The organism is Dactylosporangium sp. CS-033363 (genome assembly GCF_050942475.1).
Lineage (GTDB): Bacteria > Actinomycetota > Actinomycetes > Mycobacteriales > Micromonosporaceae > Dactylosporangium.
The window spans coordinates 10,111,680-10,132,405 of sequence record NZ_CP192032.1; the positions used below are offsets into that span (position 1 = coordinate 10,111,680).

Sequence of the window (20,726 nt, forward strand, 5' to 3'; positions counted from 1 at the left end):
GCCGCTCGCTTGGGGAGGGACCGGCCGAGCGGCGGACCCGGAGGGCACCTACCCGGATTCGGTGGGCCGGGCGGGCAGCCCTCCACCGGCGGCCATCGCGCCCACTCGTGCCGGGGCGCGATGGCCGCCACCCACCGCACGTTCCCCCGGTGTGCTCGGTAGCTCTCGAGGCGGCGGGTGCACTGGGATCCAACCCCCACCGACGAACGAGCGCGGCCGTCGCGAAAGCCGGGATGGCCGCCCCGAACGCGGTCGCCGTGGATTGATGGGCCTCGTCCACGGCGGCCGTCCCGACAGAGGAGACCCCACCACCCGAGCGCGGCCGCCGCGGATCCGATTCGCCTCCTCCGCGGCGGCCGCCCGACCAAAGCCCACCGCCCGACTCAAGCCCACCGTCCAACCAGAGCCCCACCGCGCAACCAGAGCCCCACCGCGCAACCAAAGCCCCACCGCGCAACCAAAGCCCAGCGCCCAACCAAAGCCCAGCGCCCAACCAAAGCCCAGCGCCCAACCAAAGCCCAGCGCCCGACCAAGGCCCAGCGCCCGACCAAAGCCCAGCGCCCAACCAGCGCCCAGCCCAAGCCCAAGCCCACCGCTCGACCAAGCTCACCGCTCAGCCAAGCCCCACCACCCCAAAGCGCGGTCGCCGTGGATTCGCTGGGCCACGTCCACGGCGACCGCCCAAACCAAGAGACCCACCCACATGAGCGCGGCCGCCGCACTCCCCCAAGAGCACTTGCGGCGGCCGCCCCTCATGCCCGGCACACCGCAACCCCAGCCGCGGCAAAGAACCGAGGCAACCAGGCGGCGAACCAGAGCACGCACGAACCAAAAGAAGCAGGAACACAAGAAAGCGGGCGCCCCCACCAAAGGGGACGCCCGCTTCCGAAAAGCCGAAATCAACCGCCGATCAGGCCGGCCCGCCCGGGGCGCCGTGGCAGCGCTTGTACTTCTTCCCAGAGCCGCAAGGGCAAGGCGCATTCCGCGAAGGCCCGTTCCCCGCCACAGCCTGCCCCGGCGATGGCTTCCGCACCCCAGGCGAAGGCGGACCGGACCGCCGAGCCGCCGAAGGCGAAGGACGCTCGCCGGCCGAAGAGCCGTTGGTCCCGAGCCCGAGCGCCGGCGCCTGCTCCTGCTCGATCACGACCCCGGCCTCGCCGGCCGCGCCGTCGATGGTGGGGGCGGAGTACTGCAAGGAGCGCGGCATCCGGTTCCCGCCGAGGCCCTTGGCGCGGATCTCGACCGGGTGGTCGGAGAGGCGCACCGCGGGGGCGTCGCTGTCGGCCTCGTCGTCGGACTCGGTCGGGATCTCCTCGACCGCCTCCTCGACGTGGACCTCCAGGTTGAAGAGGAAGCCGATCGCCTCTTCCTTGATGCCCTCCTGCATCTGCTGGAACATGTCGAAGCCCTCGCGCTGATATTCCACGACCGGGTCGCGCTGCGCGTAGGCGCGGAGGGTGATGCCCTCCTGGAGGTAGTCCATCTCGTAGAGGTGCTCGCGCCACTTGCGGTCGATGACGTTGAGCAGCACCTGGCGCTCGAGCTCGCGGACGGCCTCGGCGCCGAGTTCCTCTTCGCGGCGGTCGTACGCGGCGTGGGCGTCCTCGATGAGCTGGACGCGGAGGAACTCGGGGTCGATCTGGCCGCCGCCCTCCTCCTCCAGGTCCTCGATCGTGACGCCGACCGGGTAGAGCTGCTTGAGGCTGGTCCACAGCTGCTCGAGGTCCCAGTCCTCCGCGGTCTCGCCGAGGGAGGTGGCGCCGACGACGTAGGCGCCGATGACGTCGTCGACCATGTTGCGGACCTGCTCGCTGAGGTCCTCGCCGTCGAGCACGCGCTTGCGCTCGGCGTAGATGACCTTGCGCTGCTTGTTGAGGACCTCGTCGTACTTGAGGACGTTCTTGCGGATCTCCGCGTTCTGCGCCTCGATCTGGGTCTGCGCGCTCTTGATCTGGCGCGTGACCATCTTCGACTCGATCGGCACGTCCTCGGGGATGTTGAACCGGTCCATGACCGCCTCGACCGCGCTGGCGCGGAAGCGGCGCATGAGCTCGTCCTGCAGCGAGAGGTAGAAGCGCGACTCGCCCGGGTCGCCCTGCCGGCCGGAGCGGCCGCGGAGCTGGTTGTCGATGCGGCGGGACTCGTGCCGCTCGGTGCCGAGCACGTAGAGGCCGCCGGCGTCGGTGACCTCGTCCGACTCGTCCTCGACGAGCTTCTCGAACTCCGGGAGGATCTCGGCGAACGCCTTCTCGTACTCGTCCGGCGTCTCCTCCTCGGTGATCCCGCGCTGGCGCAGCTCGGCGTTGGCGAGGTACTCCGCGTTGCCGCCGAGCAGGATGTCGGTGCCGCGGCCGGCCATGTTGGTGGCGACCGTGACCGCGCCCTTGCGGCCGGCCTGCGCGACGATCTCCGCCTCCTTGGCGTGGAACTTCGCGTTGAGCACGGCGTGCGGGATGCCCTTGCGGCGCAGCAGCTGGGAGAGCAGCTCGGACTTCTCGACCGAGACCGTGCCGACGAGGATGGGCTGGCCGAGGCTGTGCCGCTCGACGATGTCCTCGACGACGGCGTTGTACTTCGCCTTCTCCGTCTTGTAGATCACGTCGGGGTGGTCGATGCGGATCATCGAGCGGTGCGTCGGGATGGACACGACGCCGACGTTGTAGACCTTGTTGAACTCGGCCGCCTCGGTCTGCGCGGTACCGGTCATGCCGGACAGCTTCGAGTACAGGCGGAAGAAGTTCTGCAGCGTGATCGAGGCGAGGGTCTGGTTCTCCTGCTTGATCTCGACGCCCTCTTTGGCCTCGATGGCCTGGTGCATGCCCTCGTTGTACCGCCGGCCGTGCAGGATGCGGCCGGTGAACTCGTCGACGATGAGGACCTCGCCCTCGTTGACGACGTAGTCCTTGTCCTTCTTGTACAGCTCCTTGGCCTTGATCGCGTTGTTGAGGTACCCGACCAGGGGCGTGTTCACCGACTCGTACAGGTTGTCGATGCCCAGCTGGTCCTCGACCTTGGTCACGCCGCGCTCGGTGACCGAGATGGTCCGCTTCGACTCGTCGACGTCGTAGTCGGCCTCGCCCTCCTTGCCGCGCTTCAGGCGGTTCACCACGCGGGCGAACTCCTGGTACCACCGGGCCGACTGCTCGGCCGGGCCGGCGATGATCAGCGGGGTGCGGGCCTCGTCGATGAGGATCGAGTCGACCTCGTCGACGATCGCGAAGTTGTGGCCGCGCTGCACGAGCTCGTCCTTCGACCAGGCCATGTTGTCGCGCAGGTAGTCGAAGCCGAACTCGTTGTTCGTGCCGTACGTGATGTCGCACTCGTAGGCGGCCTTGTGCGCGCTGGACGGCTGGTTGGGCAGCACCGTGCCGACGGTGAGGCCGAGGAAGCGGTGCACGCGCCCCATCCACTCGGCGTCGCGCTGGGCCAGGTAGTCGTTCGTGGTGATGACGTGCACGCCCTTGCCGGACAGCGCGTTGAGGTACGCCGGAAGGACACAGGTCAGGGTCTTGCCCTCACCGGTCTTCATCTCGGCGATGTTGCCGTAGTGCAGGGCCGCGCCGCCCATGATCTGCACGTCGTAGTGGCGCTGGCCCAGCACCCGGGAGGCCGCCTCGCGGGTGACCGCGAACGCCTCCGGCAGGATGTCGTCCAGCGTCTGACCGTCGGCGAGCCGTTCCTTGAACTGTTCGGTCATGCCGGCGAGCTCTTCGTCGGTCAGGTCGGCATACTCGTCCTCCAGCGAGTTGACGGCGTCGGCGACGGCCTTCAACCTGCGCACCATCCGGCCCTCGCCGGCGCGGAGGATCTTCTCGAAAATCGACACGGGTCAGCGCTCCCTCAAACGTCTGCGACCCATCGTAGGCGGCTTCTCCGCCGACCTGCCGCCCCTGTCCACCCGCTCAACGGACATTCATCACTAAACCGGTACAAAACGCCCAACAAACCGCGGAAATATCCGCCTCCGGGCGGCGACCCATGAGGCAGGATCGGCGTTCATGGACCCGATCGAACTCGCCACCGGTGACGGACTCGTCCTGCGCGCCTGGCAGCCCGAGGACGCCGATGACGTGTTCCGGGCGTGCCAGGACCCCCTCATCCAGCGCTGGACCATGGTGCCCGTCCCCTACCTGCACGAACACGCCGCGGACTTCACCGGCGCGCTCACCCGCGCGGCCTGGGCGACCGAGACCTCGGCGCCGCTCGGGGTCTTCGACGCCCGCTCGGGTGACCTGCTCGCCTCCGGCGGCCTGGTCGCGCTCGACCGGGCCCGGGGCGACGCGGAGGTCGGCACCTGGGTGGCGCCGTGGGCCCGCGGCCGCCGGGTCGCCGAGCGGGCCGGGCGCGCGGTCGCGCACTGGGCGTTCGAGGTGCTCGGGCTGCGCCGGCTGATCTGGCGCGCGGAGGTCGGCAACCACGCCTCCAAGCTGTCGGCCGAGCGGGTCGGGTTCACGTTCGACGGGTACGTGCGCGCCGCCCTTCCCGCCCGCGGCGGCGGCTTCGCCGACGGCTGGCACGGCGTGCTGCTGCCCGGCGAGGTCTGCGACACCCCGCCGGCCTGGGTGGCGCCCGGCGGCCCGGGTGCGCGCCGCGCCCACGCGCTCAGCCACCCGCCGATCCGCCTGCCGGCCGGCCCGGGCACCCTGCGCACCCTGCGCGACGAGGACCTCGACGACGTGGTGGCCACGTTCCGGGATCCCGACACCATCCAGTGGACCTCGATCCCGCTGGACTACCGGCCGGAGCAGGGCCGCGACTTCATCCGGCACGCGTACCCGGCGATGTGGCTGCGCGGTACCGGAGCGGGCTTTGCCTTTGCCGACGGCGACGACCGCTTCGCCGGCACCGTCGATCTGCGCATCAGCGCCCTCGACCCGGTGACCGCCGAGGTCGGGTATTCGGCCGCGCCGTGGGCCCGCGGCAAGGGTTTCACGACGGAGGCCGTGCGCGCCGCCTGCGCCTTCGGTTTCGAGCGCCTCGCCCTGGGCCGTATCGTGTGGCGCGCCCACGTGGGCAACGACGCGTCCCGCCGGGTGGCGGAGAAGGTGGGGTTCGTGGTGGAGGGCGTGCAGCGCGACAGCTGCGTCCAGCGCGGCGAGCGCGTCGACGGCTGGGTGGCCACCCTGCTGCCGGGAGACCTCACGTGAGCGTGGTCCTGCGCGCGTGGCGCCCCGAGGACGCCGGCGTCATCGTCGAGGCCTGCAACGACCCCACGACGCAGATGTACATCCCGACGCTCCCCGCCCCCTACACGCGCGCGGACGCCCTGGACTTCATCGCGCGCGGCGAGCACGAGCGGGCCGCGGTCGACGGCGAGACCGGCGAGGTGCTCGGGTGCGTCGGCTGGATGCCGCGCGGGCACGGCGTCGCCTCGGTCGGCTACTGGGTCGTCCCGGCCGCGCGCGGGCGCCGCGTGGCCACCGCCGCGCTGGAGTTGCTCGGGGCCGAGCTCTTCAAGGACAAGATGCAGCGTTTGTACCTTGAAATCGAGGCCGAGAACGCCGCCAGTCAACGGGTCGCGATCGCCGCCGGGTACTCCCGGGAGGGCGTCGCCCGCGGCGCGGGCGAGCGGCGCGACGGCACACGGTACGACCTGGCGGTCTTCTCGCGGCTGGCCGACGACCCGGCCGGTCCCGCCCCGCGCCCGCTGCCCGATCTGCCGGACGGCGAGCTCACCGACGGCGTGATCGTCCTCCGGCCGCTCGGTGCCGGTGACGCCGACGTGACGTACAACCTGCGGATCCTGCCGGACGTGAGCGGCCGGGCCGTCGTGCACTCGCCGCTCACGCCGACCCTCATGGCGCGCAAGTGCGCCGAGTCCGCCTCGCGGTGGCTGGCCGGGGAGCGCGCGGAGCTGACGATCCGGCGCGCGGCCGACGACGCGTACCTCGGTGAGATCGCGCTGTACTACAGCGATCCCGTGCTGCGCGAGGCCATGATCGGCTACAGCCTGAGCCCCGAGGCGCGCGGCCACGGGTACGCGGCGCGCGCCGCGCGGCTCGTCACCGACTGGGGCTTCGAGATCGGGATGAACCGGATGGTCGCCGGGACCGCCGGGGACAACGAGGCCTCGCAGCGGGTGCTGGCGGCGGCGGGGTACTTCCGCGAGGTCGTACAGGAGAAGCGCCTGCCCGGTCCGGCAGGTGACTGGATCGACAACGTTGCGTTCGCCAAACTGCGCCCGGCGGCCACCTGATCGTCATGTGACGTTGCGGTCGGGCCTCTTTTGTAAGGGCCATGCGTCGTCGTGCAGTGATTTCCGGGATGAGCGTGGCGGCCGGCGCGGCCGTGCTGCCCGCTGCCCTCGTCAGCCCCGCCGTCGCCAACGCCGCCGACTCCCAGACCGACCGGGATCGCCACCGCCCGGCCCGACCGCTGGTCATCGGCCACCGCGGCGCCAGCGGGCACCGACCCGAGCACACCCTGGCCTCCTACCGCCTCGCCATCGACCTCGGCGCCGACTTCATCGAGCCCGACCTCGTGCCGACCAAGGACGGACAGCTCGTCGCCCGGCACGAGAACGAGATCGGCGGCACCACCGACGTCTCCACCAAGCCGCAGTTCGCCTCCCGCAAGACCACCAAGACGGTCGACGGGGTCGCGGTGACCGGCTGGTTCACCGAGGACTTCACGCTCGCCGAGCTCAAGACGCTGCGCGCGGTCGAGCGGCTGCCCGCGGTGCGCACGCACAACACCATCTACAACGGGCTGTTCCAGATCCCGACCTTCCAGGAGGTCATCGACCTCGCGCGCGAGGAGGGCAAGCGGGTCGGGCGGACGATCGGGGTGTACCCCGAGACCAAGCACCCCACCTATTTCAACTCGATCGGCCTGGCCCTCGAGCCGCTGGTCGCCCGGGTGCTCAAGCGCAACAACCTCGCCGGGCGCAACGCGGCGGTCTTCCTGCAGTCCTTCGAGCCGACCAGCATCAAGAAGCTGCGCGGGCTCGTCGACACCCCGTCGGTCGTCCTGCTCGACGCCGCCGGCCAGCCGTTCGACTTCAAGACCAGCGGCGACCCGCGCACGTGGGCGGACCTGGCCAAGCCGGCCGGGCTGGACTACCTCAAGGCGTTCACCGACGGCGTCGGGGCGACCAAGAACCTGGTCATCGCCCGCGACACGGCCGGCAACCTGCTGCAGCCCACGCCGCTGATCCACGACGCGCACGCGCGCGGGCTCAAGGTCCACGCGTGGACGTTCCGCAACGAGAACCAGTTCCTGCCGCTGAACCTGCGCGTGGGCGACGACCTCAACGCGTGGGGCAACATCCTCGAAGAGGTCAGGGTCTTCCTGGCGGCCGGCCTCGACGGGGTCTTCGCCGACTACCCGGACACCGCGTTCCTGGCCCGGGACCTGTTCCTGCAGTCCCGTTAGGCAACCTGCTTCGGTGGGATGCCCCGGCACCGGGCGTCCCACCGAAGCACGGTCGGTTATGTCGTTACATCCCGAGGCTCATGACGCCGTAGTCGTACGCCCGGCGGCGATAGACCACACTCGGGCGCCCCGACTCCTTGTCGTTGAACAGATAGAAGTCGTGGCCGAGCAGCTCCATGTGGAACAGCGCGTCGTCGACGGTCATCGGCTCACCGGGGTGTTCTTTCTCGCGCACGATGTGCCACGGCTGCTCATCGGCCTCCTCGAGGAGGTCGATGCCGTCCACACGCTCCGATTGGAGCAGCTCGGTCTGGGTGACGAGCGCGGTGGTGCCGTACTGCTCGGGCGGCGTGAATGCGAGTGACGCGGTCGCGGCGGCCACGGAGACCGGCGAGTGCCGTCCCCGGTGTACCCGCCGTCGATCGGCGGCGCGGCTCAGCCGGCTGTCCAGCTTGCTGATCGCGGCGTCCAGGGCGCTGTAGAAGTCGGCGGCGCAGGCCTCCGCCCGGATCACCGGACCACGCGAGTAACACGTGATCTCGACTCGCTGACAGTGATCGGATTGGCGCGGATTGCGCTCGTGAAACAACTCGACGTCGACACGGATGAGCTTGTGGTCGTAGCGCTCGACCTTCGTCAGCTTGTCAGCGACATGCTGCCGGTAGTGATCGGGCACCTCGACGTTGCGGCCCTTGACGACGATGTCCACTCCTGACCTCCCCCACGGGTTCTTCGCAGATTTCGGGTTCGGGTTTCGGTTTCGAGACTCGGCCGGAACGCGCCTCCCCAGAGGCTGAGCCCTACGCGGTACGCGACCGAAACAGCGGGTGTCAGGTCCTCCCTTCGCGGCCTTCTCACCGCGGCTCGCCCGGGAGCGCCGCCGTGGCGAGCATTGGTCGTCTCTCGACGTTAAACCGAGGACAGCCGCTAGTCACCCCTGGTTCAGAAGAACGGCCATTTCCCGACGCGAAACCCACCCCGAGGGATTACCGCAGGCTACGCACGAAGTTACTATCCGTACAAATCGGGTAAATCTCGTGATCTACCGCTGACGTTGCGTAGCGCCCGTTGCCCACCGGCCTCACTCCCACACCGAACGGCCGCGAGGAGAGGATGCCCGCCGCGCGACGGGTTAATCCGCCACCCTCGACGCCCGGTCGCGACGCCACCGATCCGCGACGGCGGCCGGACCGCCGGCCAGCTGAGCCGGCGGCCGTTCCCGGCGGCGCTGAGTCGCGGCCTCCGGGTGAGCGGGCGGCCGTTCCCGGCAGCGCTGAGTCGCCGCCTCCGGGTGAGCCGGCGACCGTTCCCGGCGGCGCTGAGTCGCCGCCTCCGGGTGAGCGGGCGGCCGTTCCCGGCGTCGCTGAGTCGCGGCCAGCACCGCGGCGCGATGCACCGGCACGCCCGCCTCCTCCAGCCGGCGCGCGGCCGCGGTGAGGGTGACCCCGGTGGTGACGATGTCGTCCAGCACCACGACCACGGCCCCGTCCCGCTCGACCCGGGCCCTCAGCGCGGCCGCGTCCCCGGTCCGCACCGCGAAGGCGTCCCGTGCGGCGGCAGCCCGCTGAGCGGCCGTCAGCTCGGCCGAGTCGTCCCGCCGGGGCAGCGCCCGCAACGGCCGCGCGATCGCCGCTCCAGGCCGCCCACGCGCCGCCGCCCGGGCCAGCCGCAGCATGTGATCACCGTGCCGCCGCCGTACCGCCGCCGCCGTGGAGGGCACCGGCACCAGCACCACGGGCGCCCCGGAACCCGCCACGGCCCGATCGACCACCCGGCCGAGCAGCCCACCGAGCGCCCCGGCCAGCTCGTGCCGGTTCTTCTCCTTGAACTGCACGACCGCCCGCTGCAGCACCCCGGCATAGGCCGCCAGCGCGTACGTGGGCGGCATCCCGTCCGGCGCCGGATCGGGCCGCGTCGCCCGCGGTGGCACCCGGTGGAGCGCCGCCAGGCAGGGATCGCACAGCGCCCGCGCCGCCGGCTCGTCGCACCCCGCACACGTGGCCGGCAGCACGAGATCCAGCAGCGCGTCGACAAACCCGCGCACCGCGGTCACGACGCCACCGCGCCCAACGCAACCCCGGCCCACCGCCACGAACCGGCCCCACCCGACCACGCGGAACCGGCGCACGCGAAACCGGCGCCGCCCGGACAGGCGAAACCAGCGCCACCCGACCACGCGGAACCAGCACACGCAGAACCGGCACACGCAGAACCGGCGGACACACAACCGGCGGACACACAACCGGCGCCACCCGACCATGCGGAACCGGCGCACACGGAACCGGCGCACACGGAACCGGCGCACACGGAACCGGCGCACACGGAACCGGCGCACACGGAACCGGCGCACACGGAACCGGCGCACACGGAACCGGCGCACACGGAACCGGCGCACACGGAACCGGCGCACACGGAACCGGCGCACACGGAACCGGCGCACACGGAACCGGCGCACACGGAACCGGCGCCGTCCGGGCGGGTGGGCGCGGCGGGCGGCGGGGAAAACACGCTCAGTCCGCGAAGAACGGGGAGGTCGGGTTGTTGCCCGGCACCGGGGTGGCCGGCGTCGCGCCCGTCTGCGGCCACATCGCCTCGCTGCTGCTGGTGAACATGCGCTGGGCCACGCCGTTCGCCTCGTACAGGACCGGGTAGTCCATCGGGAAGCCCGGCCGGTTCACGCGGCACACCAGCTCGGTCACGTCCGAGACGGCCTCCGGGCGGGTCAGGCTCTGCGGCAGCGGCTCCTCCTGCGCCCCGTCGATGGTCACGGCCACGAGGTTGTAGCGCGGCTCGGCGATGTTCGGGGCGATCGGGTGGGTCGACTTGGCGTTCGGCTTGCCGCCCACCGCGAGCGTGGTCTCGGTCAGCCAGCCGACCGCCTGGTTGTCGCCGAGCGAGGTGCTCACCTGCGTCGGCGCGCCGATGCTGAACTTGCCGTTGTCGTCCACCGTCAGCGTGGCCACCATCAGGGTGCCGGCCGAGACGAAGGCGATCCGCCGGCCCTCCGGTGCGACCGCGAACGCGCTGATCGGCACCTGGGACAGCGTGCCCAGCTCGACCGGGTCGAGCTCGCGGCCGTTGGCGGCCTTGCTGACGTACAGGCGGGTGCCGTCCGAGATCATCAGCCGCTTGGACGGGTAGGTGATCCAGGCCGGTCGGCTCAGTCTGGGCCCGGCGATGTTGGTCGCCTCGTAGCGGGGCGGGTTGGCCACCGGCGGGTCGGCCGAGACGTACAGGCGCTGCTCGGCCTTGGACCCGGTGCCCGACTTGCGCACCAGCGCGGCCCGGTCGCCCTGTCGGTTGAGCGCGGCCGCGACCACGCCGGTGTTGTCGGGGCCGGCGACGAAGAGCGGGTCCTCGGGCGTACCGGAGTCGATGATCTGACTCCGCACGCTCTCGTTCACCACGATGTACCGCGTCTGGTCCACCTGGGACGCCTCGACCGCGGGGTTGTCGTTGAGGTACCCCTCCGAGTCCACCCCGGCGGAGTCCTGCGACTCGATGCTCAGCTTGACCGGCTGGTGGTCCGGCAGCGACCAGCGCAGCTGGCGGGCGAGCCGGGAGAGCACGTCCTTGCCCTGTGAGTTCGCCTTGCCGCTGAGGTTGACCTTGACGTCGTTGTCCTCGATGACCGGGGTGTCCTTGAACTCGATCGAATCCGGCACCCCCGCGACGGTGCTGCCGAGCAGCTGGCCGGGGCCGGCGCGCAGCCACCGCACGGTCTCGGCGACCTGCTTGGCCCGCGACAGCGTGCTCGGCATGTACCGCAGGTCCGGCACCAGCCGCGCGTCCGCGGCGTCGTTGCTCCAGAAGTAGACGGGCTGCTGGGCGTACCAGTTCCGCAGCCCCGTCTCCGAGATGAACACCTGGTCCCGGGGCGCGTCGTCGAAGCGGCGCTGCCCGCCGACCAGCACGGTCTGGTAGAAGGCCTCGATCGCCGGGCTGCCGGCCCACGCCCGCACATCGCCGTTGTTGGTCAGCGTGCCCAGCGGCTGCAGCTGCAGCGTGACGTTCTCCCGGCCGTTGCCGATGCCGACCGACTTGATCTGCGGGTCGCGCACGATGACGATGCCCTTGGTGGTGGTCGGCTTCCAGTTGGCGGCCGCGCCGGGCGTCATGTACCCCCGCATCCGGATCAGCGCCTCCTGGTTCGCGTCCGGCTCGGCGTCGCTGGCCAGGTTGGCGCCGACGGAGGCGGACAGGAACGAGGCGACCAGCTGCTCGCTGGTCAGCCCGTCGGTCGGCTTCGGCGGGGTCTTCTGCCCGCCCTGCGCCGCCGCCGGGCTCTGCGCGGGGCTGACGTACTTCGGTTCGGTACCGGACGGCAATCCGCACCCGGAGAGGGCCAGCACGGCGACCGTCGCGGCCGCCATCCCGGCGCGGATCAGCAGCCTCACGGCGTCTCGCCGATCAGCGCGGCCTCGTCGGCCCGGGCGTCGTCGGGCACCAGGCGCAGCGGCGAGGACACCAGCCGGTCGCCGTTGCGGGCCGGCAGCGTCAGCCGGAACTGCGCGCCCTTGCCCGGCGCGCCCCAGGCCTCCAGCCACCCGCCGTGCAGCCGCGCGTCCTCCAGGCTGATCGACAGGCCGAGCCCGGTGCCGCCGGTCTGCCGGGCCCGGGACGGGTCGGCCCGCCAGAACCGGTTGAACACCAGCTTTTCCTCTCCCGGCTTGAGCCCGACGCCGTGGTCGCGGACGGTCAGCGCGACCGCCGAGCCGTCGGCGGCCAGGGTCACCACGACCGGCTTGGCCTCGCCGTGCTCGACCGCGTTGCCGACGAGGTTGCGCAGGACGCGCTCGACGCGGCGGGGGTCGACCTCGGCGATCACCTCGGCCTCGGGTACGACCACCTGCAGCTCCACCTTGCACCGCTCGGCGAGCGAGGTGAGCTGGTCGGTGACCCGGCGCACGACCGGGACCAGGTCGGTCGGCTCGGCGTCGAGCGCGGCGAACCCGGCGTCGAACCGGCTGATCTCCAGCAGGTCGGTGAGCAGCGCCTCGAACCGGTCCAGCTCGGCCTGCAGCAGCTCCGCGCTGCGCGCCGCGGCCGGCTCGAACTCGTCGCGGGAGGCGAAGAGCAGGTCGGCCGCCATCCGCACGGTCGTCAGCGGCGTCCGCAGCTCGTGCGACACGTCGGAGGTGAACCGGCGTTGCAGCCGGGACATCTCCTCCAGCCGCACAATCTGGCGTTGCAGGTTCGCGGCCATCTGGTTGAAGGCGGCGGCGAGCCGCGCCAGATCGTCCTCTCCGCGCACCACCATGCGCTGGTCGAGCAGGCCGGCCGAGAGCCGCTGGGCGGTCCGCGCGGCGACCCGCACCGGCGTGACGACCAGCCGGGTCATCATGGCGGCGATCAGGGCGAGCAGCGCCACGAGGGCGATGCCGGTGCCGGTGACCACCGCCCCGGTGAAGCGGACGAGCTCGTCCTCGGTGCGCAGGGGGATCACGTAGTACAGCTCGATCGGCACCGAGCCGACGGCGACCGGCGTGCCCATCACGAGGTACTTCTGCGTCCCGTCGCCGATGTCCAGCGTCGCGATCTGCTGGTAGGTGCCGCCCTTCTCGCCGACCACGAGCGAGCGCAAGCCGCTGACCTGCGGGTTGTCCATGACGTCGGGATTGCGGCTCGGCGGCCAGGAGGCGTTGAGGTCGCCGCTGCGGCGCAGCATGACGACCTCGGCGTCCTGGTTGTTGATCGAGCCGTAGAGCTGGGTGACCACGTTGCGCAGGCTCGGCGGCAGGCTGGGGTCGTCGGGCTGGGTGAAGCCGGCCAGCTCGCGCATGGCGTAGCCGGACCCGTTGTCGATCATCACTTTGGACTGGTCGAGCTTGTTCTGCAGCACGCCGTTGCTGATCAGCGAGGCGACCGTGTAGCTGAAGGCCAGCACGAGCGCCGCGGAGAGCAGCAGGGTGATGCCGACGACCCGGAACTGCAACGAGCGGCGCCACTGCCGGCGGGCCACGGCCCAGAGCCGGCGCAGGCGCCGGCTCATGGCCTGGGGGACGAGCCGCCTGGGTCGCAGGCGGCGCGCCCGCACGATGATCGGGTCGATGCGCACCACGGTTCAGGCCTATCCGGTTCCGGCCTTGTAGCCCACCCCGCGCACGGTGAGGATGATCTCGGGCTTCTCGGGGTCCGGTTCGATCTTGGCCCGCAGGCGCTGGACGTGGACGTTCACCAGGCGGGTGTCGGCCGCATGGCGGTAGCCCCAGACCTGCTCCAGCAGCACCTCGCGGGTGAACACCTGGCGCGGCTTGCGGGCGAGCGCGACCAGCAGGTCGAACTCGAGCGGGGTCAGCTTGACCTCTTCCCCGTCGCGCATGACGGTGTGCGCGGGGACGTCGATGGTGATCTGGTTGCCGGGTGGCCCTATGGTCAGCAGCTCCGGCGCCACGTCCTCGCCCCGGCGCAGCCGCGCGCGCATGCGGGCGACCAGCTCCTTGGGCTTGAACGGCTTCATCACGTAGTCGTCGGCCCCGGACTCCAGACCCAGCACCACGTCGACCGTGTCGCTCTTGGCGGTGAGCATCACGATCGGCACGCCCGACTCGGCCCGGATGGACCGACACACGTCGATCCCGCTCATGCCGGGCAGCATCAGGTCGAGCAGGACGATGTCGGGGCGGGTGTCCCGGAACGCGGCGAGAGCGCGCTCACCGTCGGCGACGAAGGACGGAAGGAATCCCTCGCTGCGCAGGACGATGCCGAGCATCTCCGCGAGGGCGGGGTCGTCGTCGACCACCAGGACACGGGCTCTCATGCGGTCCAATATTTCACCTCCACGCCCAAACTTGGGAACCCGTCGGCCGATCATGGATTTTTCGTGCCCGGTAGTGTCGATCATGTGACGCTGTGTAACGCGGGCTCCCGAACTCGCATGGGCCGACTACGGTGTCCCGCGTGGAGGAGACCCGGGCCGTGATCCCGATGCGTCCGCTCACCTTCGGTGAGTTGCTCGACGCGGCCGTGTCGCTGCTGCGCGCCCAGGCTCCCCTGCTGCTCGGCGCCGCGTTCGTGCTGGCCCTGGCCGAGCAGGTCGCGCTCGGCCCGCTGCGCGACTGGGCCCACATGAGTCCCCCGCTCTACTGGCTCGACTCCGATCACATCGGCCAGTCGTGGCTGGTCTTCTGCTTCGGCATGGCCCTGGAGGCCGCGATTCTGGCCCTGCTCGGCGGGTTCACCGGTGCGGCGGCCGGCCCGGGCCTGCTCGGCCAGGCGGTGCCGCGCAAGACACTGCTGCGCCAGGTGGGGCGGCGCACCCTGCCGCTGCTGGTGATCGCGCTGGTGGCCGCCGCGCTGAGCTTCGTCACCGCACTGGTGCTCATGCTTCCCTGGCCTTTCGTGTACGGCCTGCTCGGCCTCGCCTCCCCCGCGCTCATGATCGACCGGGTCGGGCCGTTCCGGGCCGTCGGGCGCTCGTTCAAGCTGGCCGGCCGCGGGCTGCGGGGCGTCTTCATCCGCGTCGGCGCCTACCTCAGCTGGGCCGCGATCCGCCTCGCCCTGGGCCTGGGCGCCGCCGCGCTGCTGGAGATCTGGCTGGGCCGGCAGACCACGCTGCACACCATCGCGCTGATCCTGGCCTGGGCGATCGTCGACACCGTGGCGTACGCGACGCTGGCCTGTATCGACGCCGTGCTCTACCTCGAGGTCCGGATGCGGGTCGAGGGCCTGGACGTGGCCATCGGACGGCTGCGGCGCCTGGACCGGCCGGTCGACCTGGCCAGCTCGGTGATCCTCGGGGCGGCGGTGCGATGACCAGGGCCTGGGCGACGTTCCTGCAGTTCGTCGACGACTGGATCGGCGTCCCGCTGGCCGGGCTCCTGCTGCTCCTGGCCGCGATCGTGTTCGCCCTGCTGTACTACTTCTACCCCCGCTGGGTCCCCAAGCGCTTCCCCGGCCTGCGCTTCGGCCGCCAGCGCAAGGGCGGGGAGGAGCAGCTCGACCTGGACCTCGACGAGGCGGAGATGCCCGAGCCGGAGCCCGAGGCGGCCGCCGGCGAGGAGGTCCCCGAGTTGCCCGCGCACGTGTTCGCCTCGCTGGCCGACCGGCTCGCCGCCGAGGGCCGCTACGCCGAGGCGGTCCGCGAGCGGCTCCGGGCGATGGTCCGCGGCCTGGTCGAGCGCCAGGTCATCGAGCACCAGCCGGGCATGACCGTCACCGAGCTGGCCCGCGCGGCCGGCACCGCGAAGCCGGCGGTGGACGCCCCGATGCGGAGCGCCTCGACGATCTTCTCCGACATCTGGTACGGCGAGCGCCCCGCCACCGCCGAGCACGACCATCGGATGCGCGACCTGGCCGCGGAGGTCGGTCGATGAGCAGAAAGCGAAGCCGGCGGTGGCTCCGGCTGGTCGTCCCGCCCGTGGCCGTGTTGCTGCTGATGCTGCTGGGCACCGTGGTGTACCAGTGGGGCGAACCGGACCTCGACGACCCCGCCTACCTCGCCCCCGACAACGTGTCCGGCATCGGCGCCTCCCAGCTCGCGATGCGCGTCCGCCAGGCCGGGGTGGAGATCATTCCCGAGCGGCAGAGCTCGGACGCGCTCGTCGCGGCGTACGCGGGCAACGCCACCCTGCTGCTGACCACGCCGCAGCTGATGCACAAGTACTACCTGCGCATGCTCAAGCTCCTGCCCGCCACCACGCGCGTGGTGATCGTCGAGCCCGACGGCACCACGATCGCCGAGGGGCTGCTGCCGATGCGGGGCTCGGCGCGCAACTACGTGGCCAAGACCGCGGCGCCCGGGTGCGACTACGCGCCCGCCGCGCAGGCCGGGACCGCGGCGGTGGTGCGCACGCGCTACGGCGAGGTCGACCCGGAGTACGGCCGGGAGGTCGCGCGCTGCTATGCCGGCAGTCTCGTGGCGTACCAGCGCAATGGGGTGAACGTGACGGTCGTGGGCTCGGCCGATCCGTTCCGCAACGACCGGGCCGCTGAGCACGGCAACGCCAAGCTGGCCACCGCGCTGCTCACCGGCGCGCCGCGGCTGATCTGGCTCGACCTGCACCACCGCGAGCCGCCGCCCGGCGTCACCAACGACCCGGCGCTCGCGGGCGGGCCGGCCGCGCCGCCGTCGCTGCGCCCGCACCAGCCCGGCGACCCGGACGACCCCGACTTCCCGGTGAAGGGCAAGGGTGCGAATCCGCCCCCGCCGGGCCAGGGCAACGTCGGCGGCGACGACGGCGACCAGAACCGCGACAGCGAGCCGCCCAACCCGCTGTGGAGCGCGTTCCCGCCGTGGACGTACGTCGCGACGGCCCTGCTCGTCCTCGGCGCCGTCGCGCTCGCGGTGGCGATGGCCCGGCGGCTCGGCGCGCCCGTGGTCGAGCCGCTGCCGGTGGTCGTGCGCTCCAGCGAGACCGCGATCGGCCGGGGCCGGCTCTACCAGCGCGCCAAGGCCCGCGCGGAGTCGCTGCAGATCCTGCGGGACGCGGCGATCGTCCGGCTGACCCGGCTGCTGCGGCTGGAGCCCGACGTGCAGCGGCCGGTGCTGGTCGAGGCGGTCGCGGCGAGCAGCGGCTGGCCGCCGGCCGCGGTCGAGCACACGCTGTTCGGCCCGCCGCCGGACAACGACCAGGAGCTGGTCGGCGCCGCGGTGCGCCTGGAGCAGCTCGTCACCGCCGTCACGACCGAAAACCCGGGTGCGCAGCCTGGAAACGCCGTCACGACCGAAAACCCTGGCGCGCAGCCTGGAAACGCCGTCACGACCGAAAACCCTGGCGCGCAGCCGGTCGCGGCCGCGCCGATCGAAGGAGAGCCACGGTGACCGACATCGCCACCCCGCCGATCCAGGGTTCGCCCGAGGCCGGCGCGCAGCAGGCCCGGGCCGCGCTCGGGCGCCTGCGCGCCGAGGTCGGCAAGGTCGTGGTCGGGCAGGACGCGGTCGTGACCGGCATGGTCATCGCGCTGCTCGCCCGCGGCCACGTGCTGCTGGAGGGCGTGCCCGGCGTCGCCAAGACGCTGCTCATCCGTACCATCGCGGCGGCCTTGGATCTTGATTCCAAGCGGGTGCAGTTCACCCCCGACCTGATGCCCGGCGACGTCACCGGCTCGCTGATCTTCGACGCCCGCAGCGCCGAGTTCCAGTTCCGGGAGGGGCCGGTCTTCACCAACCTGCTGCTCGCCGACGAGATCAACCGGACCCCGCCGAAGACCCAGGCCTCGCTGCTGGAGGTCATGGAGGAGCGCCAGGTCTCGGTCGAGGGCACCCCGCGGCCGCTGCCGGACCCGTTCCTGGTCGCGGCGACGCAGAACCCGATCGAGTACGAGGGGACCTATCCGCTGCCGGAGGCGCAGCTGGACCGGTTCCTGCTCAAGCTGACGGTGCCGCTGCCGACCCGGGACGAGGAGCTCGGCGTGCTGCGGGCGCACCATCACGGCTTCGACCCGCGCCGGCTGCGCGAGGCCGGCGTGCAGGCCGTGGCCACCGGGGCCGACCTGGCCCTCGGCCGCGCCGCGGTGCAGCGGGTGGCGGTGGCGGACGGGGTCCTCGCGTACATCGTCGATCTGTGCCGGGCGACCCGCGTCTCGCCGTCGCTGGAGCTGGGCGCCTCCCCGCGCGGCGCGACCGCGCTGCTGGCCGCGTCCAAGGCGTGGGCCTGGCTCACCGGGCGCGACTACGTGACCCCGGACGACGTGAAGGCGCTGGCCCGCCCGACGCTGCGGCACCGGGTGCGGCTGCGGGCCGAGGCCGAGCTGGAGGGCGTGACCACGGACAACGTGCTCGAGTCGGTGCTCGCCACGGTGCCGACGCCGCGATGATCACCTGGCGGGCGGCGGCGCTGCTCGGGGCCGGCGCCGTCCTGCTGGGGCTCGTCGGGTCGATCGCGGGCGACGCGATCGACCGGCCCTGGCTGTGGATCGCGGCCGGCCTGTTCGTGCTGGCCGTCGCCGCCGCGTGCCTGCTGGACTGGCTCAACGCGGCCTCGCCGAAGCTGCTGCGGATGAGCCGGACCGGCGACCAGTCGCTCTGGCTGGGCGAGACCGGGCAGGTCACGCTGCTGCTGCAGAACAAGTCCGACCGGGTGCTGAGCGGGCGGGTGCGCGACGCCTGGGTACCGTCCGCCGGCGCCACCCCCGGCCCCCGCGACGTGCGCATCGAGCCGGGCCGCACGGTCGCCCTGGTCACCACGCTCACCCCGACGCGGCGCGGCGACCGGCCGGCCGTGCGGGTGCTGGTGCGCTCGTTCGGGCCGTTCGGGCTGACGTACCGCCAGACGAGCAGACGCACCGCGGAGCGCCTCACGCCCGCGTGGCGCCTGCGGGTCTTCCCGAGCTTCCGCAGCCGCCGCCTGCTGCCGGAGAAGCTGTCCCGCCTGCGCGTGCTCGACGGCTCGGTGGTGACCCGGGGCCGCGGCCAGGGCACCGAGTTCGACACGCTGCGCGAGTACGTGGTCGGCGACGACGTGCGCTCGATCGACTGGCGCGGCAGCGCCCGCCGCTCGGACATCGTGGTGCGCACCTGGCGCCCCGAGCGGGACCGGCGGCTGGTGTGCGTGCTCGACACCGGGCGCACGTCAGCCGCGCGCATCGGCGACGAGCCCCGCCTGGACGCGGCCATGGACGCCGCCCTGCTGCTCGCCTCGGTGGCCGCCCGCGCGGACGACCGGGTGGACCTGCTCGCCGTGGACACCGCGGTGCGCGCCTCCGTCACCAACGTGGAGAAGCGCACGCTGCTCTTCCGCCTGGTCACGGCCATGGCCCCGCTGGAGCCGGCGCTGGTGGAGACCGACTTCGGCCTGGTCACGGGCGAGGTGCTGCGCCGCGAGCGCAAGCGGGCGCTGGTGGTGCTGTTCACCGCCCTGGAGCCCGGCGCGCTCGGCGAGGGCCTGCTCCCGGTCCTGCCCCAGCTCGCCGCCCGGCACAAGATCATCGTCGCGGCCGTGCACGACCCGGAGCTGTCCCGCATGGCCCACGTTTCACCCGATGCAACCCCGGCCGACGTGTACGCCGCAGCCGCCGCCCAACGCGCGCTCGCCGAACGGGACCGCGTGGCGGCCGCGCTGCGCCGGCACGGGGTGGAGGTCGTCGACGCCCCGGCGGACGAGTTCGCGTCCCGCCTGACCGACCACTACCTGGCGCTCAAGCACACCGGCCGGCTCTGATCCTCGAGCGTTCGCGCGCGCGGCAACAGCAGCGGGGTCAGCAGGATCAGCCCGCCCGCCACCGCGATGGCGATCCGCGGGCCGGTGAGCTCGGCCAGCACCCCGCCGAGCGCGCTGAACACCGCGATCGCCAGGCCGCTGCCGATCGACCAGGCGGACAGCGTGCGCGCGACCCGCTCCGGCGGCAGCTCCTCCAGGCGGTACGTGGCGAGCACCGGCATGTACAAACTCATGCTGACGATGATCGCGAGCTCGACGGCGATGACCGTCACGAGCCCTGCCACGCCGGGTTGCACGAACGCCAACCCGATCAGCCAGATCGCGCGCAGGGTGCCGACCACCCGGATCACCCGGGACCGGCCGAACCGCGCCACGACCCGGGGCGCCAGCCGCGAGCCCAGCAGCCCGCCCAGGCAGGGCGCCGCGAACGCCAGCCCGTACTCCCACGGCGCGAACCCGAGGTCCCGCAGCAGCAGCACGGCCAGCAGCGGCTCGGTCGCCATGATCAGCCCGCTGACGAGGAGGTTGTTGGCGTAGAGCGCGCGCAGGCCGGGGTGCGCCCACAGGAACCGCCAGCCGTCGAGCAGCCCGGTCACGCGCGCCGGCCGGGCGCCGACCGGCCGCTCCTCGCGGTCCCGGATCGCCGCGATGCCGAGCGCGGACAGCAGGTAGCTCGCCGCGTCGGCCGCGATGCTCGCCACCGGCCCGAACAGCCCGACGGCGGCGCCCCCGAGCGGCGGCCCGACCGCGATCGAGCTCCAGTTCGTCGACTCGAACCGGGCGTTGGCCACCAGGAGGTCCCCGGGCCGGACCACGCGCTTGAGATAGGCCCCGCTCGCGGCGCCGAACGCGATCTTGGCCGCCGCCACCGCCGCGGTGACCACCAGGAGCTGGACGAAGCTCAGGATGCCCAGCAGGTAGGCCAGAGGCACGCTCAGCATCGCCGCGAACCGGGCCAGGTCCGTCCCGACCATCACCGGCCGCTTGCGCCGGAACTCGACCCACGGCCCCAGCGGCAGCGCCAGCAGCGCGCCCACCGCCGGGCCCACCGCGGCCAGCGCGGACACCTGCCCGGGGCTCGCGTGCAGCGCCAGCACCGCGATGAGGGGGACGGCGCCGAAGCCGAGCCCGGATCCGTACGCGCTGACCGCGTACGCCGCCCACAGCCACCCGAACTTCCGCCCCAGATTCCGCCGCGCCACCGCCAGATCCAAGCAAGCCGCCGCCCGCCGGATCAAACAACATCCCCGG

The 20,726-nt window shown here is 72.3% G+C and carries 15 protein-coding genes; 8 read left to right on the top strand and 7 right to left on the bottom strand.

All coding sequences use genetic code 11. The features are described 5' to 3' along the window. Window positions 1-910: 910 nt before the first annotated feature. Window positions 911-3,826 (bottom strand): preprotein translocase subunit SecA, encoded by a 2,916-nt coding sequence (gene secA / locus ACQPZ4_RS46660; RefSeq protein ID WP_433051794.1) that lies wholly within the window; start codon window positions 3,824-3,826, stop codon window positions 911-913. Window positions 3,827-3,998: 172 nt separating this feature from the next. On the opposite strand from secA, the gene ACQPZ4_RS46665 reads away from it, so the two are divergent. The 3 genes from ACQPZ4_RS46665 to ACQPZ4_RS46675 are packed head-to-tail and all read left to right on the top strand — an operon-like array spanning window position 3,999 to window position 7,374. Beyond that, window positions 3,999-5,147, top strand: a complete 1,149-nt coding sequence (locus ACQPZ4_RS46665; RefSeq protein WP_433051797.1) for a GNAT family N-acetyltransferase — start codon at window positions 3,999-4,001, stop codon at window positions 5,145-5,147. Further along, the gene (locus ACQPZ4_RS46670; protein WP_433051800.1) at window positions 5,144-6,196 is read left to right on the top strand and encodes a GNAT family N-acetyltransferase; all 1,053 of its coding nucleotides are present in this window, start codon (window positions 5,144-5,146) and stop codon (window positions 6,194-6,196) included. Before ACQPZ4_RS46665 ends, ACQPZ4_RS46670 begins: the two co-directional genes overlap by 4 nt. A 41-nt stretch (window positions 6,197-6,237) precedes the next feature. Then, on the top strand, window positions 6,238-7,374 hold the full coding sequence (locus ACQPZ4_RS46675; protein WP_433051803.1) for a glycerophosphodiester phosphodiesterase: 1,137 nt from the start codon (window positions 6,238-6,240) through the stop codon (window positions 7,372-7,374). 64 nt (window positions 7,375-7,438) lie between these two features. Here ACQPZ4_RS46675 and hpf read toward each other — a convergent pair whose 3' ends face one another. The 5 genes from hpf to mtrA form a co-directional block, all read right to left on the bottom strand. Further along, on the bottom strand, window positions 7,439-8,083 hold the full coding sequence (gene hpf / locus ACQPZ4_RS46680) for a ribosome hibernation-promoting factor, HPF/YfiA family (RefSeq protein ID WP_433051806.1): 645 nt from the start codon (window positions 8,081-8,083) through the stop codon (window positions 7,439-7,441). Between the two features lie 423 nt (window positions 8,084-8,506). Then, window positions 8,507-9,427 carry a ComF family protein gene (locus ACQPZ4_RS46685; protein ID WP_433051809.1) on the bottom strand — a complete coding sequence of 307 codons (921 nt, stop codon included), beginning with the start codon at window positions 9,425-9,427 and terminating at the stop codon, window positions 8,507-8,509. A gap of 457 nt (window positions 9,428-9,884) precedes the next feature. Continuing rightward, window positions 9,885-11,771 carry an LpqB family beta-propeller domain-containing protein gene (locus ACQPZ4_RS46690; protein WP_433051812.1) on the bottom strand — a complete coding sequence of 629 codons (1,887 nt, stop codon included), beginning with the start codon at window positions 11,769-11,771 and terminating at the stop codon, window positions 9,885-9,887. Beyond that, a complete protein-coding gene (gene mtrB, locus ACQPZ4_RS46695) occupies window positions 11,768-13,366 on the bottom strand; it encodes an MtrAB system histidine kinase MtrB (RefSeq protein ID WP_433067014.1) in 1,599 nt (532 codons plus the stop codon). Before mtrB ends, ACQPZ4_RS46690 begins: the two co-directional genes overlap by 4 nt. Window positions 13,367-13,444: 78 nt before the next feature. After that, complete coding sequence (gene mtrA, locus ACQPZ4_RS46700) at window positions 13,445-14,134, bottom strand: MtrAB system response regulator MtrA (protein ID WP_223098678.1); 690 nt, start codon at window positions 14,132-14,134, stop codon at window positions 13,445-13,447. Between the two features lie 140 nt (window positions 14,135-14,274). On the opposite strand from mtrA, the gene ACQPZ4_RS46705 reads away from it, so the two are divergent. From ACQPZ4_RS46705 to ACQPZ4_RS46725, 5 genes are read left to right on the top strand one after another with little or no spacing between them, the layout of a single operon-like run. Beyond that, the gene (locus ACQPZ4_RS46705) at window positions 14,275-15,129 is read left to right on the top strand and encodes a hypothetical protein (RefSeq protein WP_433051815.1); all 855 of its coding nucleotides are present in this window, start codon (window positions 14,275-14,277) and stop codon (window positions 15,127-15,129) included. Continuing rightward, window positions 15,126-15,689, top strand: coding sequence for a DUF4129 domain-containing protein (locus tag ACQPZ4_RS46710; protein WP_433051820.1), 564 nt, complete (start codon window positions 15,126-15,128; stop codon window positions 15,687-15,689). Before ACQPZ4_RS46705 ends, ACQPZ4_RS46710 begins: the two co-directional genes overlap by 4 nt. Continuing rightward, complete coding sequence (locus ACQPZ4_RS46715) at window positions 15,686-17,137, top strand: DUF4350 domain-containing protein (RefSeq protein ID WP_433051823.1); 1,452 nt, start codon at window positions 15,686-15,688, stop codon at window positions 17,135-17,137. The genes ACQPZ4_RS46710 and ACQPZ4_RS46715 overlap by 4 nt, the downstream gene beginning before the upstream one ends. Window positions 17,138-17,142: 5 nt before the next feature. Continuing rightward, window positions 17,143-18,132, top strand: coding sequence for an AAA family ATPase (locus ACQPZ4_RS46720; RefSeq protein ID WP_433067016.1), 990 nt, complete (start codon window positions 17,143-17,145; stop codon window positions 18,130-18,132). Continuing rightward, a complete protein-coding gene (locus ACQPZ4_RS46725; protein ID WP_433051825.1) occupies window positions 18,129-19,475 on the top strand; it encodes a DUF58 domain-containing protein in 1,347 nt (448 codons plus the stop codon). The genes ACQPZ4_RS46720 and ACQPZ4_RS46725 overlap by 4 nt, the downstream gene beginning before the upstream one ends. Here ACQPZ4_RS46725 and ACQPZ4_RS46730 read toward each other — a convergent pair. Then, a complete protein-coding gene (locus ACQPZ4_RS46730) occupies window positions 19,442-20,677 on the bottom strand; it encodes an MFS transporter (protein ID WP_433051828.1) in 1,236 nt (411 codons plus the stop codon). The two genes, ACQPZ4_RS46725 and ACQPZ4_RS46730, sit on opposite strands and share 34 nt — an antisense overlap. Window positions 20,678-20,726 lie beyond the last annotated feature (49 nt).